The sequence below is a fragment of the Hylemonella sp. GW821-FHT12C09 genome (assembly GCF_058807395.1).
This window is the reverse complement of record NZ_JBXAQQ010000005.1, coordinates 119,320-135,574: the sequence shown is the minus strand read 5'-3', so window position 1 is coordinate 135,574 and position 16,255 is coordinate 119,320. Positions and strand designations below refer to the sequence as shown.

Sequence of the window (16,255 nt, the reverse complement as noted above, 5' to 3'; positions counted from 1 at the left end):
TATTGTGGACAATCCCGGCATGGCCTCTCCTCGCCTCTGGGATATTTTCTGCAAGGTCATCGACAACTACGGTGACATCGGTGTCTGCTGGCGCCTGGCGCGCCAGCTCGCCGGTCATGGCCAGGCCGTGCGGCTGTGGGTGGACGATGCCAGCGCCCTGCGCTGGATGGCGCCCCAGGGCTGTCCCGGCGTGGAGGTGCGCGCCTGGTCCGAGTCGCTGGCCCCGAGCGATCTACGCCCGGGCGCAGTGCTGGTTGAGGCCTTCGGCTGCGAGATCCCGGACGCATTCGTGGCACGTTACGTGGCCTGGCGCGCGGCCGACGGCCGGCCGGCGGCCTGGATCGACCTCGAATACCTCTCGGCTGAAAGTTATGTGGAGCGTAGCCACGGCCTGCCCTCCCCTGTGATGAGCGGCGCGGGTCGCGGACTCAGCAAACGCTTCTTCTACCCCGGCTTCACGCCGCGCACCGGCGGCCTGCTGCGCGAACCCGATCTGCAGCAGCGCCGGGCCAGTTTGGACCGCAGCGCCTGGCTGGAACGGCAGGGCGTGGCGCCGAACCCCGCAGGGCAACGGGTCTCGCTGTTCTGCTACGAACCGGCCGCGCTGCCCGATCTGCTGGACCTGCTGGCACGCCAGCCGGCGCCCGTGCAGTTGCTGGTGACCGCTGGCCGCGCCACGGCGGCGGTGCAAGCCTGCGCCCTGCCGCCCGGCCTCCCGGTGCACTACCTGCCGCACCTCACACAGGACGATTACGACCACCTGCTGTGGAGCTGCGACCTGAACTTCGTGCGCGGGGAAGATTCACTGGTACGCGCCCTCTGGGCCGGCCAACCCTTCGTCTGGCAGATCTACCCGCAGCACGACAACGCCCACCACACCAAGCTGGAAGCCTTTCTGGCGCAGGCCGGGGCCCCGGCCCCCCTGCGGGCCTGGCACCGGACCTGGAACGGCCTGGACCGCCATGCCTTGCCCGCCCTGGACCTGCCAGGCTGGGCCCAGGCCCTGGCTGGCATCCGCGCCGGTCTGCTGGAACAGAGCGACCTGCTCAGCCGCCTGCTTGAATTTGTCGGCAGCGAGCCCAACTGACGCCCACAGGCCTGAAAAAACGTTAAAATTCAAGGCTTTGCGGAATCCAGCCGGCCCCAGCCTGCGGGATTCCCCTTACCTGCCGCACGAACACCGGTTTACTCGGGGCATTGAGCGGCCAACTCATTGGAAAACTTATGAAAATCGCTCAGGAAATCCGCGCCGGCAACGTGATCATGCACGGCAAGGACCCGATGGTCGTGCTCAAGACCGAATACAGCCGCGGCGGCCGCAACTCCGCCACCGTGCGCATGAAGCTCAAGAGCCTGATCGCCAACTTCGGTACCGAAGTCGTGTTCAAGGCCGACGACAAGATGGACCAGGTCATCCTGGACAAGAAGGACTGCACCTACTCCTACTTCGCCGACCCGATGTATGTCTGCATGGACGCCGACTACAACCAGTACGAAGTCGAAGCCGAGAACATGGGCGACTCCCTGAACTACCTCGAAGACGGCATGCCGGTCGAAGTGGTGTTCTACGACGGCAAGGCCATCTCGGTCGAACTGCCCACCAGCGTGGTGCGCGAGATCACCTGGACCGAACCCGCCGTCAAGGGCGACACCTCGGGCAAGGTGCTCAAGCCGGCCAAGATCGCCACCGGTTTCGAAGTGCCGGTGCCGCTGTTCGTGAGCCAGGGCGACAAGGTCGAGATCGACACCCGCACCGGCGAATACCGCAAGCGCGTCTGAGCCTTCCGGACTCTGCCCCCACAAGGCTCCCTCGGGAGCCTTTTGTTTTTCCAGCACCGGATTCGGTGTAGGCTATCCGCATGAACGAAGCTGAGAACACGACCGGCGCCATCGGCCCGGGGACCGGCGGTGAGCCGTCGCGCCTGGCCCTGCGCCGCGTGCTGATCGATACCTACCACGAGAACGTGGCCTACATGCACCGCGACTGCGAGGTCTACCGGGCCGAGGGCTTCAAGGCCCTGTCCAAGGTCGAGGTACGCACCAACGGCCACAGCATCCTGGCCACGCTCAACGTGGTCGACGACGCTTCCATCGTGTCTTGCGGCGAGCTCGGCCTGTCCAAGGCTGCGTTCGAACAACTCGCCGTGGAAAACGGTCACACTGTCACCGTCGCCCAGGCCGAACCGCCCGAATCGATGGGCGCCCTGCACCGCAAACTGGCCGGCGAGCGCCTGACACAGGACGACTTCCGTGCCATCGTGCGCGACATCACCGAGCACCACTATTCCAAGATCGAACTCACGGCCTTCGTGGTGGCGGCCAACCGCGACGAGCTCGACCGCGAAGAGGTGCTGTTCCTGACCGAAGCCATGGTCGAGGCCGGCCGCCGGCTCGACTGGCAGGAGCCGCTGGTCGTGGACAAGCATTGCATCGGCGGCATCCCCGGCAACCGAACCTCCATGCTGGTGGTGCCCATCGTGGCCGCACACGGCATGCTCTGCCCCAAGACCTCCTCGCGCGCCATCACCTCGCCGGCGGGCACCGCTGACACCATGGAGGTGCTCGCGCAAGTGGAACTGCCGGTCGAGCAATTGCAGCAGATCGTGCGAGAACACCGCGGCTGCCTGGCCTGGGGCGGCACGGCTAACCTCTCGCCCGCCGACGACGTGCTGATCTCGGTCGAGCGGCCGCTGGCGCTCGATTCGCCGGGGCAGATGGTGGCCTCCATCCTGTCCAAGAAGATCGCCGCCGGCTCCAGCCACCTGGTGCTGGACATCCCCATCGGCCCCACGGCCAAGGTGCGCTCCATGCCCGAGGCACAGCGCCTGCGCCGCCTCTTCGAGTACGTGGCGCGGCGCATGAAACTCTCGCTCGACGTGGTCATCACCGACGGGCGCCAGCCCGTCGGCTACGGCATCGGCCCGGTGCTGGAGGCCCGCGACGTCATGCGTGTGCTGGAGAACGACCCGCGCGCTCCCATGGACCTGCGCCAGAAGGCGCTGCGCCTGGCCGGGCGCATGCTGGAGGCCGACCCCGATGTGCGCGGCGGCGACGGCTTTGCCATCGCGCGCGACATCCTGGACTCCGGCCGCGCACTCAAGAAGATGAACGACCTCATCGAAGCCCAGGGCAGCCACCACTTCGACCCCAACCATCCGCAGCTGGGCCGGCTCAGCCTCGATATCCGGGCGCATGGCGCCGGCGTGGTCAGCGGCATCGACAACCTGCAGCTGGCCCGCATCGCACGCTTTGCCGGCGCGCCGAAGGTGAAGGAAGCCGGCGTCGACCTGCTGCGCAAACTGGGCGATGAGGTGCAGGATGGCGACGTGCTCTATCGCGTGCACGCCAGCTACCCGGCCGACCTGGAGTTCGCGCGCCAGGCCTGCGCGCGCGCCAGCGGCTACCACATCGGCCGGCCCGAAGACGTGCCGCACGTGTTCGTGGAGTTCTGAGCATGCGTCCCGCCCTGCTGCTGCATTTCGACGACGAGACCGAGAGCGCTGCGCGCATCGCCGCCGCGGCCGGCATCCCGCACGCCAGCATTGCTCGCCACCGCTTCCCCGATGGCGAATTGAAGCTGCGCCTGCCGGCCACGCTGCCGGCACAAGTGGTGCTCCTGCGCACGCTGGCCCAGCCCAATGAAAAGCTGGTCGAGTTGCTGCTCGCCGCGCAGACGGCCCGCACGCTGGGCGCCACGCAGCTGACCCTGGTCGCTCCCTACCTGGCCTATATGCGGCAGGACATCGCCTTCACACCCGGCGAGGCCGTGAGCCAGCGCATCGTGGGCCGCTTCCTGGCCGGCCTGTTCGATGCGGTCATCACCGTGGACCCGCATCTGCACCGCGTGGCCACGCTAGAGGAGGCCGTGCCGGTGCCGCGCACCGTGTTGCTCAGCGGCGCCCCGCTGCTGGCCGACCTGATCGCCCGGCAACGCCCGGGCGCGCTGCTGATCGGCCCCGACGAAGAAGCGGCCCAATGGGTGGCGCAAGCCGCGGCACGCCATGGTTTCGAGAACGCCGTCTGCCGCAAGGTGCGGCATGGTGACCGCCATGTCGAAATCGCCCTGCCGGCGCTGGACGTGCGCGGCCGCGCCATCGTGCTGCTCGACGACGTTGCCAGCAGCGGCCATACCCTGGCCCAGGCCGCACGCGGCCTGCTGGCCGCCGGTGCTGCCTCGGTCGACGTGGCCGTCACGCATGCCCTTTTTGCCGGCGATGCCGGAGCCTTGCTCTGGAGCGCCGGCATCCGCCAGGTCTGGAGCACGGACTGCATTGACCACCCCAGCAATACGGTGAGCATGGCCCCGGCCATCGCCGCCGCCCTCCAGTGAGTTGCCCATGAAGACCCCGCACGATCTCAGCACCCGCACCCTGGCCGATGCCTGGGCCGACCTGAAGGCCCACGCCGACGCCGGTATTCCCCTGCAGGCCGATGCCTACCGTCTGGCCTTTGCCGACCCCGAATTCCTGCTGCGGCGTGAAACACGCGGCATACGTTTCCAGCTGGAGATGCTCAAACCCGACCTGGAACAGCAGGAACAGGGCGTGACCAACACCATCGTGGTCTTCGGCAGCGCACGGTTTCCCTCGCCCGAGACGGCGCAGGCCCGGCTGGACGCGGCACGCGCCAGCGGGGACGCCACGGCCCTGCAAGACGCCGAACGCGACATGCGCAACGCCCAGCGCTACGACCAGGCCCGCCAGTTCGGTCGCCTGGTCGCGGAACACAGCAAGCACCTGTCGCACAGCGATCGCCTCTACATCTGCACCGGCGGCGGCCCGGGCATCATGGAAGCGGCCAACCGCGGCGCGCATGAAGCCGGCGCCCTCAACGTGGGCCTGAACATCGCCCTGCCACACGAACAGTCGGGCAACCCCTACATCTCGCCCAGCCTGTGCTTCAAGTTCCACTACTTCGCGCTGCGCAAGATGCACTTCATGATGCGCGCCAAGGCGCTGGTGGCCTTCCCCGGCGGCTTCGGCACGCTCGATGAGCTGTTCGAAATCCTCACGCTGGTGCAGACCGGCAAGTCCGAGCCGGTGCCCGTGGTACTCCATGGCAGCAGCTTCTGGAAACGGCTCATCAATTTCGACCTGCTGATCGAGGAAGGCGTGATCTCGCCCGCGGACACCAGGCTGTTCAGCTTCGTCGATACCCCTGAAGCCGCCTGGGAGGCGATCCAGTCCTTCTATCGGCTGGAAGATGAGCTGAAGAACTGAGGCGTCGCCGGCCACGCCTGGTGGCCAGGCTCACATGGCGTGCGGCTGCGAGGGCGCCCTCAGCTTCCAGGCCGTGTGGCTGCCCAGGCCCACCACGGCCCCCACCACCCAGAACACCAGCGATACCCCGACCACGGCCCCGATGCTGCCGAAGAGCAGCGGCATGACCACGCTGGAGCCGTTGAGCGACATCAGGCGCAGGCCCAGCGCCTCGCCGTGCCGGTCGGCCGGTGTGATCTGGTGCAGGGTGCTCATGATCATGGGCTGCACCGACCCCAGCACCAGGCCCAGCAGCACCGAGCACACGCCCATGCCCAGCGCGCTGGGCATGAACGGGTAGACGCTAAACAGCACGGCCGTGGCCAGCATGGCGCCGCTGATCACCAGCCACTCACGCAGATGCTCGGCCAGCCAGGGCATGGCCAGGCGCACCAGGGTGGCGGCGAGTGCAAACGAGCCCAGCAGCATGCCGATGGTCGAGGCGCTGTAGCCGCGCTCGTGGCCCAGCACCGGCAGCACGAAGGTGTGCACGTCCCAGCACGATGAGAGAAACCAGTTCACCAGCAGCAGACGACGCATCATGGGATCGCGCAGCAGGTCCCAGGCCCGGCGCTTGCCGTGCTCGGCCGGGCTGGCCGCCGATGGCAAGTCCGGCGTACGCCGCACCCACCACCAGGTCAGCAGGGGCAACATCGCCATCAGCAGGAAGGCGATGCGGTAGCCGTTCAGGTCACCCGCCTCGCCGCCCAGCCAGACGCCGGCATGGTCGATCAGCAGGCCGGCGGCCAGCGGCCCCAGGAAATTGGAGGTGGCCGGCCCGATGGACAGCCAGCTGAACACCTGCTTGAGCTCGGTGGCATCGCGCGCCGCACGGCCCACGTGGCGCTGCAGTGCAATCGACGCGGCGCCTGTGGCGCCACCGCTGAGCAGTGCGGCCAGGCAGAGCATGGGAAACACGGGGAACAGGGCGGCGAGAGCCGTGCCCGCCGTCGCAGCGATCACGCTGAAGGCGATGGGCCGGCGCAAGCCGTGGCGGTCGGCATAACGACCGGCCGGCAAGGCCAGAAAGACCTGGGTCAGCGCAAACAGGGCCATCAGCACGCCCACCGCCATCGCGCTGTAGCCCTGCTTGAGCGCCAGCAGCGGTGCCGCCATGCGCAGGCCCGCCATGCAGGCGTGCAGGCAGATGTGTCCGCCGATCAGGCGCGCCAGCGGGAAACGGGGCGTCGTCGTCGTGCTGCTCACCCCTCGTCAGCCTCTTTGTCCACCGGCAGCAGGGCCTGCGCCTGGGTCTCGGGCAAGGCCTCGACCTGGCGCAGCGCACGCTTCATGACATTGCTGCGGGTTTCGGCCTGCTGCAGCGTATTGAGCACGGTCTCGGTCTGCGACTTGACCTTGGCCAGCACGTCGCCGAACTTGCCGAACTCGGTCTTGACAGCGCCCAGCACCTGCCAGACCTCGCTGGAACGTTTCTCCAGCGCCAGCGTGCGAAAGCCCATCTGCAGCGAGCTGAGCATGGCCAGCAGTGTGGTGGGGCCGGCCAGCGTGATGCGGTGCTCGCGCTGCAAGGCCTCCATCAGGCCGGGCCGGCGCAGCACCTCGGCGTACAGGCCTTCGGTGGGCAGGAAGAGGATGGCGAAATCCGTGGTGTAGGGCGGCTCGATGTACTTGTCGGCAATCGACCTGGCTTCGAGCCGGATGCGCGCCTCCAGGGCCTTGGCGGCGGCCTCGGCCGCCAAGGCATCGGCACGCTGCTGCGCGTCGAGCAGGCGCTCGTAGTCCTCGTTCGGAAACTTGGCATCGATGGGCAGCCACAGCGGCGAGCCGTCGTCCGACTTGCCCGGCAGCCTGATGGCGAAGTCCACCACGTTCTTGCTGCCCGGGCGCGTGGCGATCTGCGCGGCGTACTGGTCGGGCACGAAGACCTGCTCCAGCAGGCCGGCCAGCTGCGCCTCGCCGAACATGCCGCGCGTCTTGACGTTGGTCAGCAGGTGCTTGAGGTCACCGACGCCGGCGGCCAGGGTCTGCATCTCACCCAGGCCCTTGTGCACCTGCTCCAGGCGCTCGGCCACCTGCTTGAAGCTCTCGCCCAGGCGCGCGTGCAAGGTGGTCTGCAGCTTCTCGTCTACCGTGGCGCGCATCTCGTCGAGCTTGGCGATATTGGTCTGCTGCAGCTGGGCCAGCTGGGCTTCCAGCGTGGCGCGCACTTCGGACATGCGCCGGGCGTTGGATTCGCTGAGGGCTTCCAGGCGTTGCGCCAAGGTGTCCGACAAGGTCTTCTGCAGCAGCGCCAGCTGCTGGCCGAAGGCGTCGATCTGGGTGTTCTGCGTGCGGGTGGCCTCGGCGCCCTGCTGCACCAGCGTCTGCTGGAAGGTCGCCAGGTTCTGCGTCAGCTCCTGGCGCGAGGCGCGCGCCGATTCGCTGATCTCCTGGCGCAGCGCGCGCGACAGCTGTTCGGCGGCCTGCGCCGACTTTGCGTCCTCGCGGCGCAGCACGAGGGCCAGCAGCAGCACCAGATTCAAGACGCCCAGCACCAGCAGGGCCCAGAACACGACTGAGTTCAAACCGTTTTCCTCCTAGCCCCTATTGTGATTGATGACGCACCGCAGGATCACCCGCCGTGCGCAAGGGACTACCCCTCAATGCATTTGTACAAATATAATAAACCGCATGACGACATCACGCTCCGGGCGCCCGGCCCAGCTGGCCACGTCCGCGGTCCGCGCGGACACCGACCCGGCGGTCCAGGCGCTGCGCCGCTTCCGCCAGATCTTCGCCGCGGTACGCACGCATTTCCGCCAGGTCGAACAGATCACCGGCACCGGTGCAGCACAGCTGCGTGCCCTGAGCCTGCTGCGCGAGCAGCCAGGCCTGCGCATCAGCGCGCTGGCGCAAGCCATGGACGTCCACCAGTCCACCGCCAGCAACCTCGTCAAGACCCTGGTCGAACGCAAGCTGGTCGTCGGCGCACGCAGTGGCAGTGATGCCCGCGTGCTGCACCTCAGCCTGCTGCCCGCCGGCGAAAAAGTACTGCACCGCCTGCAGGGGCATTACATCGGCGTGCTGCCGCAGGCCCTGCAGACCCTGCCCCCGGCCGTGCTCAGACGCCTGAACAACGACCTGGATCTCTTGCTGGCTGCCATGCAGGCCGATGACACTGCGGCCCAATCCCCGTTGGCTTCGCTCTGACGCCCGGCATTGCTGCCGGGCGCATAAAAAAGGAGAGTCGATGATCGATCTGATGCTCAACTGGTCCGAGTGGATCAAGCCTTCGGCCGGCCTGCCCACCGTGCAGTGGGCGCTGCTGCTGGCCCTGGCCGCCGCGGCCGGACACCTGCTGCAGCGTTACCGGGGCCTGCCCAAGGTGCTGGGCTATTCAGCCGTGGGCGCCCTGGCCGGCTTCTCCGGCTACACCACGGCCAGCTGGCCGCTGGACGGCATTGCGCAGTTCATGGTGGAACTCGGCCTGTCCATCGTGCTGTTCGAGGCCGGTGGGCGGCTGTCGCTGCGCTGGTTGCGCCACAACCCCATGCTGCTGGCCCAGAGCCTGGGCGAAGCCCTGGCCACCTACCTCGCGGCCTGGTGGGTGCTGGGGCTTTTTGGCGTCGATGAAGCGTTGCATGTCCCGCTGGCACTGCTGATGGTCGCCACCTCGCCGACCGTGCTGATGCGGGTGGCCAGCGATTTGCGCGCCAGCGGTCCTGTCACCGACCGCGTCATCACCCTGGCCGCCCTCAACACCTTCTATGTGCTGGCCCTGGGCGGTGTGATGGCGCGCCTGCTGGGCCGTTCGGAAGCGACCCTGGCCGATGCCATCTATCCGGTGATCCTGCTGGTCGTAGCCTCGGTGCTGGTGGGTGCCTTGCTGGCCTACGCCCTGCGCAAGGCGCTGCAACTCATGAGTCCGACCAGCGAGAACACCGCCGTGCTGCAACTCTCGCTGATCGTCGCCGGCACAGCCCTGGCCGCGCACTTCGGCGGCTCCGCACCGCTGGCCGCCCTGCTGGCCGGCGTCCTGCTCAAGACCCTGCACCAGCGCCCCTGGTCCTGGCCGCGCCAGTTCGGCACGGCTTCGGCCATCCTGACCATCCTGATGTTCGTGCTGGTCTCCATGGCCGCTGCCCAGGCGCCCTGGAACTGGGAGGCCTGGAGCCTGATCGCCGCCCTGGTGCTGGCGCGCGCCCTGGCCAAGCTGGCGGCCATCGCCCTGGCGGGTTTCGGCAGCGGCGCCAGCCCGAGGCAGGCCTTGTGGACGGCCAGCGCCCTGTGGCCCATGTCGGCCGTGGCCTTGCTGCTGGTGTCCCAGTTTTCCGAATTTGCACCCGCCATCGGGCAGCCGGTGGCCGCCATCGCCATGCCGCTGATCCTGTTCATGGAAGTGCTGGGCGCACTCATGGCCATGCTGGCCATGCAACGTGCCGGCGAAGCCGGACGCCCGCCAGCCATCCGGCGCGTCAAGCCCGAGGGAGAGAACAACGATGCCGCTTGAAGCCTTCAACCATTCCGAGGCCCTGACCCTGGGCGTGGAGCTGGAACTGCAGCTCGTCAACACGCACGACTACGACCTCGCACCCTACGCCGACGACATGCTGCGCCTGATGGCCAAACGCAAACTACCCGGCAGCGTGGTGCCGGAGATGACCTCGAGCATGATCGAGATCTCCACCGGCATCTGCCACTCGCCCTCGCACGTGCAGGAGGAACTGGGCCAGATCCGCGACGCGCTGGTGCAATGCGCCGACAAGCTGAACATCGCCGTGGTCGGCGGCGGCACCCACCCCTTCCAGCAGTGGCACGAGCGGCGCATCTACGACAAGCCGCGCTTCCGCCAGCTGTCCGAGCTCTACGGTTACCTGTCCAAGCAGTTCACCATCTTCGGCCAGCACGTGCATGTGGGCTGCCCGGACGCCGACAGCGCCCTGCGCATGCTGCACCGCATGTCGCGTTACATCCCGCACTTCATTGCCCTGTCGGCCTCCTCGCCCTACGTGCAGGGACACGACACGGCTTTTGATTCGGCCCGCCTGAACTCGGTGTTCGCCTTCCCGCTGTCGGGGCGTGCGCCCTTCGTGCTGAACTGGGATGACTTCAACGCCTACTTCGACAAGATGACGCGCACCGGCGTGGTCCGCAGCATGAAGGACTTCTACTGGGACATCCGCCCCAAGCCGGAGTACGGCACCATCGAGATCCGCGTCTTCGATACACCGCTCTCCATCGAGCGCGCCGCCGCGCTGGCCGGCTACGTGCAGGCCCTGGCCGCCTGGTTCCTGAAGGAAGCGCCGTTCGAGCCGGTGGAAGACGATTACCTGGTCTACACCTACAACCGCTTCCAGGCCTGCCGCTTCGGGCTGGACGCGGTCTACGTGGACCCGGCCAGCGGGACCCACCTGCCGCTCAAGGAGCACATCCTGGCCACGCTGGACCGGGTGCAGCCCTACGCCATCACGCCGGGCTCGGGAGCTGCGCTCGAACTGCTGCGCCACAGCACCGAGCGCGGACTCAACGATGCCCGCTGGCTGCGCGATGCGCAGGCCAACGAACAGCTGCTGGGCGAGGTCACGCGGCAGGCCGGCCTGCAGTTCCGCAAGACCGGCACGCGCGTGGCCTGAATCAGGCCTTGAGCACCTGGGGGTTGAGGGGCGTCAGGCCCTTGCCCTTGCTGAAGAACTCGATCAGGTTGTCGGCCGCCAGCTTGGCCATGGCCTTGCGCGTGGGCACGCTGGAACTGGCAATGTGCGGGGTCAGCACCACATTGGGAACGGTCAGCAGGTCCGGATGCACCTTGGGCTCGCCCTCGAACACGTCCAGGCCGGCCGCGGCGATGCGCTTGTCACGCAGCGCCTGCGCCAGCGCTGCGTCGTCAACGATGCCGCCGCGCGCGATGTTGACCAGCGTCGCCGTGGGTTTCATCTGCGCCAGCTCGGCCGCGCCGATGGCGTGGTGCGAGGCGGCCGAGTACGGCAGCACCAGCACCAGATGGTCGGCGGTCTTCAGCAGCTCTTCCTTGCTGACGTAACGGGCCTTGCACTCGGCCTCCGTCGCCGCATCCAGGCGCGAACGGTTGTGGTAGATCACGTTCATGCCGAAGCCCAGCGCACCGCGTTTGGCAATGCCCTGGCCGATGCGCCCCATGCCGAGGATGCCCAGCGTCGCACCGTGGATGTCGGAGCCAGCGAACATGTCGTAGCGCCACTTGTTCCATTTGCCTTCGCGCAGGTAGATCTCGCTTTCGGTGATGCGACGGGCGGTGGCCATCATCAACGCAAAACCGAAATCGGCCGTGGTCTCGGTCAGCACGTCGGGGGTGTTGGTGCCCAGCACGCCGCGCGCGGTCATGGCATCGACATCGAAGTTGTTGTAGCCCACGGCCATGTTGGCGCAGATCCTGAGCTTCGGACAAGCCGCCAGCACCTCGGCATCGATGCGCACGCTGCCGGTGGTGAAGGCGCCATCCTTGTCGCGCAAATGCTCGATCAGCTGCGCGCCGGTCCAGGCCTCATCGGAGGGGTTGGCTTCGACGTCGAAATGCTGCGAGAGATAGGCGATGGTTTCGGGAAAAACGGCACGGGCGACAAGGATCTTCGGTTTCATGGTGCAGGTCTCGGGGAGTGAGCGATGTGGTTGGGGAAGGCGATGTCAGTGCATCAGATGGTATTCGGCGATGTAGAACAAGGCGCCGGCCAGGTAGCCGATCAGGGCCAGGCCGCTGATTTTTCGCACGTACCAGAAGAAGTCGATCTTCTCCAGGCCCATGGCGGCCACGCCGGCGGCCGAGCCGATGATCAGGATGGAGCCGCCGGTGCCGGCGCAATAGGCCAGGAACTCCCAGAGGAAACTGTCCACCGGGTAATGCTGCAGGCTGTACATGCCAATGGAGGCCGCGACCAGCGGAACGTTGTCCACCACGGCGCTGACCAGGCCGATCAGCATGACGATGATGTCCTGGCGGCCCACGCGCTGGTCCAGCCACTGGGCGATGGACGACAGGACGTGGGTGTGCTCCAGCACCGCCACCGCCAGCAGGATGCCGATGAAGAAGACGATGGAGCTCATGTCGATGCGGGTCAGCGCACGCGCCAGCGTCAGGCGCTGCTTGGCCAGATCGTCTTCCTTGTTCCGGTGCACGAGGTCGCCGACCAGCCAAAGGATCCCCAGGCCGAACAGGATGCCCATGAAGGGTGGCAGGTGCGTCACGGTCTTGAACACCGGCACCGCGACCAGGATGCCCAGGCCCATGAAAAACATCAGGTTGCGCTCGAAGGCGGTGGTCTCGGGCCCCTCTGCCGCATCGGCGCGTTTCGGTGCAATCACCGGACGTGAGCCCAGCATGAAGCTGGTCACGGCCAGCGGCACCAGCAGATTGATCAGCGAGGGGATGAACAAGCCCTTCATGATTTCCACTGCCGTGATCTGCCCGCCGATCCACAGCATGGTGGTGGTCACGTCGCCGATCGGCGTCCAGGCCCCGCCCGCGTTGGCCGCGATGACGATGATGCCGGCAAAGAACAGACGGTCCTCACGCTGGTCCAGCAGTTTCTTCATCAGCGAGACCATGACGATGGTGGTGGTCAGGTTGTCCAGGATGGCACTGAGAAAGAAACTGACAAACCCGACCATCCACATCAGGGTGGAAAGCTTCTGGGTCTTGATGCGCCGGGTGATGACCTCGAAGCCGTTGTGCGCGTCAACCACTTCGACAATCGTCATGGCCCCCATCAGGAAAAAGACGATCTGCGCGGTGCCCATGAGCGACTCACTCAATTCTCCGCCGACCTTGGTGGCGTCCCCGGCGGCCAGGGCATAGATCGTCCACAGCAAGCCGGCCCCCAGCAAGGCCGAGGCCGACTTGTTGATCTTCAGGGGGTGTTCCAGCGCAATGGCCGCATAGGCCAGCACGAAAACGATGACCAGCAGGGTCAGCATGTGATGTCTCCTCTTGTTCGCATCAGGTTTGGGGGTAGTCCGTCCGTCCGGAAACTCAGTCCAGCCAGTGCGTGAACGAACTGGCCGGTTCACGCGGTGTATGGAAACCGTTGACGATAGCAGAGCCGTCGGCATACCCCAGCGCCATGCCGCAGACCAGCATCTCGTCGGGCCCTGCCCCGATGTGCGGCAGGATGATCTTCGCAAAACCGTTCCACGCGGCCTGCGGACAGGTGTGCAGGCCGCGCGCGCGCGCAAGCAGCATGATGTTTTCCAGGAACATGCCGTAATCCACCAGGGACCCCCGCCCCATGACGCGGTCCAGCGTGAACATCAGGCCCACCGGCGCATCGAAGAACCGGAAATTGCGCTGGTGCTGGGCGTGCATCCTGTCCTTGTCGCCCTTGGTGATGCCCAGCAGACCGTACAGGCCCCAGCCGTTCTCGCGCCGGCGGTCGATGTAGGGGCTGACCCATTTCTCCGGGTAGTAGTCGTATTCCTCGCGGTACTCGGCCGCCAGCGAGGGATCGGCACGCAGTGCGTCGTGCGCGGCACACACCTTCTCCACCAGGCTGTCGCGGCTGGCACCCCGCAGCACGTAGACCTTCCAGGGCTGGGTATTGGTACCGGAAGGTGCACGGCTGGCCAGTTGCAGGATGTCCTGGATGGTTTCAGGCGCCACAGCTTGCGGCGTGAAGGCGCGCGCGGACATGCGCGTCTGGATGGCTTCATCAACGGTCATGGGTTCAGGTCAGGGTCTCAAGAACAGCCCGCAAGGGGTCGGGTAAGGCAACGGGACGACGCGTCTGCCGGTCCACATAGACATGGACGAAATGGCCCTGCGCCGCCGCCAGCTCTTCACCCTGCGCATACAGGCCCACCTCATAGCGCACGCTGGACTGGCCCAGTCGCGCGACACGGATGCCGGCCTCGATGGTTTGCGGAAAGGACAGCGAGGCGAAATAGTTGCACTGGGTCTCGATCACCAGGCCGATGGTGTCGCCACCGTGGATGTCGAGCACGCCGCGCTCGATCAGCCAGGCGTTGACGGCCGTATCGAACCAGCTGTAGTAGACGACATTGTTGACGTGCCCGTAGACGTCGTTGTCCATCCAGCGTGTGGTGATGGTCCGGAAGGCCTTGTAGGCGCTACGCGTCTCCGGAAGCGGCTTTTTTGTTTCGGTATTCATGCGCAGTCCCGATTCTGCCAGCCCACTTGCGCGGGTCGCAGCCCCAGGCAGCGCCCCCGTACGCGAAAGCGACACGATCGGGAAGAGACGGCACCTGTAAGGTCTGGTCTTCTGCCCGATCGGCTCGCCGTAGCCCCCCCCATGCCGCCAACCCCGGTTTTCTAGGGCGCCACCCCTAAATTGCTGCAAAGCAGCAAAAACCCCTTGCATTCGAAACGGGGCGTCCTAAAATTGGTTTCATGTTGCAACGCAGCAAAACAAGTTTCCAACCCCGTCCTTCTAGGAGTTCATTATGCTGACCGTCGAACAAGTTCTGGCCGCCAACAAGGCCAACGTCGAAACCCTCTTTGGTCTGACCGGCAAAGCCTTCGAAGGCGTGGAAAAGCTGGTTGAACTGAATCTGGCCGCGTCCCGCGCCCTGCTGGCCGAGTCCGCCAGCCAGACCCAGACCGTGCTGAACGCCAAGGACCCGCAAGAACTGCTGGCCCTGCAATCCGGCCTGCTGCAGCCGCTGAGCGAAAAAGCCGCCAGCTACAGCCGCGAGATCTATGACATCGCTGCCGTGACCAGCGCCGAATTCGGCAAGACCTTCGAAGCCCAGATCGCCGAGGCGCAGAAGAAATTCCTGGATGTGGTCGACAGCACGTCGCAGAACGCCCCGGCCGGCTCCGAAACCGCCGTGGCCCTGATGAAGAGCGCCGTCGCTGCCGCTAACAATGTGCTGGAAACGGCTCAGAAATCGGCCAAACAGGCTGCTGCCCTGGCTGAGTCGAACTTCAAGGCTGCCACGGCCACTGTAGAGGCTGGCAAGGCAACGGCCAAGAAGCGTTAATTTTCAACGCAAGGCCGACCTTGGTTCCGAAAGCTATCTTGGCCAGCCTTTACAACAAGGGAAAACCCTGACATAATTGATTCATCGAAAAACAAAAACTTTTTGTTTTTCCACCGGTTGTCTCCTCGGGTCCTTTCGTAACCATCAGGTTCAGGGATCCCTTCAAAGCCCCGTCTCTGACGGGGCTTTTTTTTATCTCATTTCGACGGACTGCCCGGGCGCATCCCCGCCTCGATCGCCAGGCGCAGCTGCGGCAAGGCCTGCAGCATGGCCGCTCGCCCGGCCTGGATGGCACGGTGGCGGGCGGCAAAGTCTGCCCCCGAAACACCATTGAGGGCTGGCCGCACCACCACCAGATCAGCGCCACGCAGTTCCAGCGTGTTGATGCTCCTGCTCATGATGCTGAAAGTCTGCAGCAGGATCTGGAACACATCACCGGGCGCATTGGCCTCGGGCTGCTGCGAGATGTCCACGGCGATGACCAGTTCGGCCCCCATCTGGCGTGCCTGACGCACGGGCACTGGCGCCACCAGGCCGCCGTCCACGTAATCTCGCCCGCTGATCCGTACCGGCTGGAACAGCGCCGGCACGGCGCTCGACGCCCGCACGGCCGTGGCAACGTCCCCGCGCTCGAACAGCACACCGTGGCCGCTTTGCAGATCGGTGGCCAGGATACCCAGCGGCATGGAAAGATCCTCGATGCGGCGGCCCCCCACCTGTTGCTGGACATACCGCGCCAGGGCTTCGCCACGCAGCATGCCTCGGCTGAACAGCGGCAAGGTCCAGTCGGTGAAGGTGGCCTCGTCCATGGTTTCAGCGATGCGCTGCAGCTGGCTGCCATTGCGCCCGCTGGCATGGAGCGCCGCGACCAGACTGCCGGCCGAGGTGCCAGCGACGAGATCCGGCTTGATGCCGGCCTCTTCCAGCACCTGGATCACCCCGATATGGGCAAAACCTCGCGCTGCCCCGCCGCCCAGGGCCAGACCGATGCGTGGCGCACGCTGGGTCTCGAGCGGCGCGGGCGGCTCCGGTGTCGGCGTTGGGCTGGCACACCCGGCAAGCACGACAAGCAGTGCCGGCAGAAGCCG

General features: G+C 66.3%; 16 protein-coding genes. 9 read left to right on the top strand and 7 right to left on the bottom strand.

Annotated elements, in window-relative coordinates:
- Positions 1 to 19: 19 nt before the first annotated feature.
- From earP to AC1RRP_RS10180, 5 genes are all read left to right on the top strand, one after another.
- The gene (gene earP, locus AC1RRP_RS10200; protein ID WP_493035768.1) at positions 20 to 1,087 is read left to right on the top strand and encodes an elongation factor P maturation arginine rhamnosyltransferase EarP; all 1,068 of its coding nucleotides are present in this window, start codon (positions 20 to 22) and stop codon (positions 1,085 to 1,087) included.
- Between the two features lie 137 nt (positions 1,088 to 1,224).
- Entirely contained in the window at positions 1,225 to 1,779 is a 555-nt protein-coding gene (gene efp, locus AC1RRP_RS10195; protein WP_493035766.1) for an elongation factor P, read from the top strand.
- Positions 1,780 to 1,859: 80 nt separating this feature from the next.
- Positions 1,860 to 3,452 carry a thymidine phosphorylase family protein gene (locus AC1RRP_RS10190; protein ID WP_493035764.1) on the top strand — a complete coding sequence of 531 codons (1,593 nt, stop codon included), beginning with the start codon at positions 1,860 to 1,862 and terminating at the stop codon, positions 3,450 to 3,452.
- 2 nt (positions 3,453 to 3,454) lie between these two features.
- Positions 3,455 to 4,330 carry a ribose-phosphate diphosphokinase gene (locus AC1RRP_RS10185; protein WP_493035762.1) on the top strand — a complete coding sequence of 292 codons (876 nt, stop codon included), beginning with the start codon at positions 3,455 to 3,457 and terminating at the stop codon, positions 4,328 to 4,330.
- A 7-nt stretch (positions 4,331 to 4,337) separates the two neighbouring features.
- Positions 4,338 to 5,219 carry an LOG family protein gene (locus AC1RRP_RS10180; protein WP_493035760.1) on the top strand — a complete coding sequence of 294 codons (882 nt, stop codon included), beginning with the start codon at positions 4,338 to 4,340 and terminating at the stop codon, positions 5,217 to 5,219.
- A 30-nt stretch (positions 5,220 to 5,249) separates the two neighbouring features.
- On the opposite strand, the gene AC1RRP_RS10175 is transcribed toward AC1RRP_RS10180, so the two are convergent.
- Both AC1RRP_RS10175 and AC1RRP_RS10170 read right to left on the bottom strand, forming a co-directional pair.
- Positions 5,250 to 6,464, bottom strand: coding sequence for an MFS transporter (locus tag AC1RRP_RS10175; RefSeq protein ID WP_493035758.1), 1,215 nt, complete (start codon positions 6,462 to 6,464; stop codon positions 5,250 to 5,252).
- Positions 6,461 to 7,783 carry a DNA recombination protein RmuC gene (locus AC1RRP_RS10170; protein WP_493035756.1) on the bottom strand — a complete coding sequence of 441 codons (1,323 nt, stop codon included), beginning with the start codon at positions 7,781 to 7,783 and terminating at the stop codon, positions 6,461 to 6,463. Before AC1RRP_RS10170 ends, AC1RRP_RS10175 begins: the two co-directional genes overlap by 4 nt.
- Before the next feature lie 106 nt (positions 7,784 to 7,889).
- Between AC1RRP_RS10170 and AC1RRP_RS10165 the strand changes: the two genes are divergently transcribed.
- Genes AC1RRP_RS10165 through AC1RRP_RS10155 form a run of 3 tightly spaced genes read left to right on the top strand, consistent with a single transcriptional unit; the run spans position 7,890 to position 10,831 of the window.
- A complete protein-coding gene (locus AC1RRP_RS10165) occupies positions 7,890 to 8,408 on the top strand; it encodes a MarR family winged helix-turn-helix transcriptional regulator (protein WP_493035754.1) in 519 nt (172 codons plus the stop codon).
- A gap of 40 nt (positions 8,409 to 8,448) precedes the next feature.
- Complete coding sequence (locus AC1RRP_RS10160) at positions 8,449 to 9,708, top strand: cation:proton antiporter domain-containing protein (protein ID WP_493035752.1); 1,260 nt, start codon at positions 8,449 to 8,451, stop codon at positions 9,706 to 9,708.
- Entirely contained in the window at positions 9,698 to 10,831 is a 1,134-nt protein-coding gene (locus tag AC1RRP_RS10155; protein ID WP_493035750.1) for a YbdK family carboxylate-amine ligase, read from the top strand. The genes AC1RRP_RS10160 and AC1RRP_RS10155 overlap by 11 nt, the downstream gene beginning before the upstream one ends.
- Position 10,832: 1 nt before the next feature.
- Here the strand turns inward: AC1RRP_RS10155 and AC1RRP_RS10150 are convergent, their stop codons facing one another.
- From AC1RRP_RS10150 to AC1RRP_RS10135, 4 genes are read right to left on the bottom strand one after another with little or no spacing between them, the layout of a single operon-like run.
- On the bottom strand, positions 10,833 to 11,813 hold the full coding sequence (locus tag AC1RRP_RS10150) for a 2-hydroxyacid dehydrogenase (protein ID WP_493035748.1): 981 nt from the start codon (positions 11,811 to 11,813) through the stop codon (positions 10,833 to 10,835).
- Positions 11,814 to 11,858: 45 nt separating this feature from the next.
- Positions 11,859 to 13,145 (bottom strand): sodium:proton antiporter NhaD, encoded by a 1,287-nt coding sequence (gene nhaD / locus AC1RRP_RS10145; protein ID WP_493035746.1) that lies wholly within the window; start codon positions 13,143 to 13,145, stop codon positions 11,859 to 11,861.
- Between the two features lie 55 nt (positions 13,146 to 13,200).
- Positions 13,201 to 13,887 (bottom strand): nitroreductase, encoded by a 687-nt coding sequence (locus AC1RRP_RS10140; protein ID WP_493035744.1) that lies wholly within the window; start codon positions 13,885 to 13,887, stop codon positions 13,201 to 13,203.
- A gap of 4 nt (positions 13,888 to 13,891) precedes the next feature.
- Positions 13,892 to 14,335, bottom strand: coding sequence for an acyl-CoA thioesterase (locus tag AC1RRP_RS10135; protein ID WP_493035742.1), 444 nt, complete (start codon positions 14,333 to 14,335; stop codon positions 13,892 to 13,894).
- Positions 14,336 to 14,624: 289 nt separating this feature from the next.
- Between AC1RRP_RS10135 and AC1RRP_RS10130 the strand changes: the two genes are divergently transcribed.
- Positions 14,625 to 15,167 (top strand): phasin family protein, encoded by a 543-nt coding sequence (locus tag AC1RRP_RS10130; protein ID WP_493036067.1) that lies wholly within the window; start codon positions 14,625 to 14,627, stop codon positions 15,165 to 15,167.
- 197 nt (positions 15,168 to 15,364) lie between these two features.
- On the opposite strand, the gene AC1RRP_RS10125 is transcribed toward AC1RRP_RS10130, so the two are convergent.
- Positions 15,365 to 16,231, bottom strand: coding sequence for a patatin-like phospholipase family protein (locus AC1RRP_RS10125; RefSeq protein WP_493035740.1), 867 nt, complete (start codon positions 16,229 to 16,231; stop codon positions 15,365 to 15,367).
- Between the last annotated feature and the right edge of the window lie 24 nt (positions 16,232 to 16,255).

What these genes read in the sequence shown, in the direction of transcription:
- AC1RRP_RS10190 (WP_493035764.1), top strand. Translation starts at nt 1,860, where the DNA reads ATGAACGAAGCTGAGAACACGACCGGCGCCATCGGCCCGGGGACCGGC.
- AC1RRP_RS10150 (WP_493035748.1), bottom strand. Translation starts at nt 11,813, where the DNA reads ATGAAACCGAAGATCCTTGTCGCCCGTGCCGTTTTTCCCGAAACCATC.
- AC1RRP_RS10180 (WP_493035760.1), top strand. Translation starts at nt 4,338, where the DNA reads ATGAAGACCCCGCACGATCTCAGCACCCGCACCCTGGCCGATGCCTGG.
- AC1RRP_RS10140 (WP_493035744.1), bottom strand. Translation starts at nt 13,887, where the DNA reads ATGACCGTTGATGAAGCCATCCAGACGCGCATGTCCGCGCGCGCCTTC.
- AC1RRP_RS10165 (WP_493035754.1), top strand. Translation starts at nt 7,890, where the DNA reads ATGACGACATCACGCTCCGGGCGCCCGGCCCAGCTGGCCACGTCCGCG.
- efp (WP_493035766.1), top strand. Translation starts at nt 1,225, where the DNA reads ATGAAAATCGCTCAGGAAATCCGCGCCGGCAACGTGATCATGCACGGC.
- nhaD (WP_493035746.1), bottom strand. Translation starts at nt 13,145, where the DNA reads ATGCTGACCCTGCTGGTCATCGTTTTCGTGCTGGCCTATGCGGCCATT.
- AC1RRP_RS10135 (WP_493035742.1), bottom strand. Translation starts at nt 14,335, where the DNA reads ATGAATACCGAAACAAAAAAGCCGCTTCCGGAGACGCGTAGCGCCTAC.
- AC1RRP_RS10155 (WP_493035750.1), top strand. Translation starts at nt 9,698, where the DNA reads ATGCCGCTTGAAGCCTTCAACCATTCCGAGGCCCTGACCCTGGGCGTG.
- AC1RRP_RS10160 (WP_493035752.1), top strand. Translation starts at nt 8,449, where the DNA reads ATGATCGATCTGATGCTCAACTGGTCCGAGTGGATCAAGCCTTCGGCC.
- AC1RRP_RS10185 (WP_493035762.1), top strand. Translation starts at nt 3,455, where the DNA reads ATGCGTCCCGCCCTGCTGCTGCATTTCGACGACGAGACCGAGAGCGCT.
- earP (WP_493035768.1), top strand. Translation starts at nt 20, where the DNA reads ATGGCCTCTCCTCGCCTCTGGGATATTTTCTGCAAGGTCATCGACAAC.